Below are 1,164 nucleotides of genomic sequence, written 5' to 3'. Positions count from 1 at the left end.
TTGGTGCCGTTGACCGGGTCGCCGCCGATGCCGATGCAGGTGGTCTGGCCGAGACCGGCCGCCGTGGTCTGCGCGACGGCTTCATAGGTCAGCGTGCCGGAGCGCGAGACGATGCCGATCTTGCCACGCTTGTGGATGTGGCCCGGCATGATGCCGATCTTGCACTCGTCCGGCGTGATGATGCCGGGGCAGTTCGGGCCGATCAGGCGGGTCCCAACTCCATTTTTCTGGGAGCCGTCGAGCGCGCGCTTGACGCGGACCATGTCCAGCACCGGGATGCCTTCGGTGATGCAGACCACCAGCGGGATCTCGGCGTCGATCGCTTCCAGGATCGCGTCCGCGGCGAAGGGCGGCGGCACGTAGATCACGGAGGCGTTGGCACCGGTCTTCTCGACCGCTTCCGAAACGGTGTCGAAGATCGGCAGGTCGAGGTGCTTGGCGCCGCCCTTACCGGGCGTGACGCCGCCGACCATCTTGGTGCCGTAGGCGATGGCCTGCTCGGAATGGAAGGTGCCCTGGGCTCCGGTGAAGCCCTGGCAGATCACCTTTGTGTTCTTATCGACGAGAACAGCCATGTTACGCGGCCTCCTTCTTCACGGCGGCGACGATCTTCTTGGCTGCGTCGTCCAGATTGTCGGCGGACAGGATCGGCAGGCCGGATTCGGCCAGGATCTTCTTGCCCAACGCGACGTTGGTGCCTTCCAGGCGCACCACCAGCGGAACATGCAGCTTCACGTCGCGAGCCGCGGCGACCACGCCCTCGGCGATCACGTCGCAGCGCATGATGCCGCCGAAGATGTTGACCAGGATGCCTTCGACCGCGCTGTCGGACAGGATCAGCTTGAAGGCCGCGGTGACGCGCTCCTTCGTGGCGCCGCCGCCGACGTCGAGGAAGTTGGCCGGCTCGGCACCGTACAGCTTGATGATGTCCATGGTGGCCATCGCCAGACCGGCGCCGTTGACCATGCAGCCGATGTTGCCGTCGAGCTTGACGTAGTTCAGCTCGTGCTTGGCCGCCTCGATCTCCGCCGGGTCTTCCTCGGCCTCGTCGCGCAAGGCGGCGACGTCCTTGTGGCGGAACAGGGCGTTGTCGTCGAAGTTCATCTTGGCGTCGAGCGCCAGGATGTCGCCGGCGCCGGTGACGATCAGCGGGTTGATCTCGAC

2 pseudogenes are annotated in these 1,164 nt (G+C 65.7%); both read right to left on the bottom strand.

What is annotated here, in order from left to right:
* A pseudogene (locus TSO5_RS31695) lies at positions 1-575 on the bottom strand (succinate--CoA ligase subunit alpha); the annotation flags it as partial.
* 1 nt (position 576) lies between these two features.
* Positions 577-1,164: pseudogene (gene sucC / locus TSO5_RS31690) on the bottom strand (succinate--CoA ligase subunit beta); the annotation flags it as partial.

Origin of the sequence: Azospirillum sp. TSO5, from assembly GCF_003116065.1 — a bacterium.
In the GTDB taxonomy this organism is placed as follows: Bacteria; Pseudomonadota; Alphaproteobacteria; order Azospirillales; family Azospirillaceae; genus Azospirillum.
The sequence above is the reverse complement of the archived record's forward strand: the minus strand, read 5'-3'. Positions and strand labels throughout refer to the sequence as shown.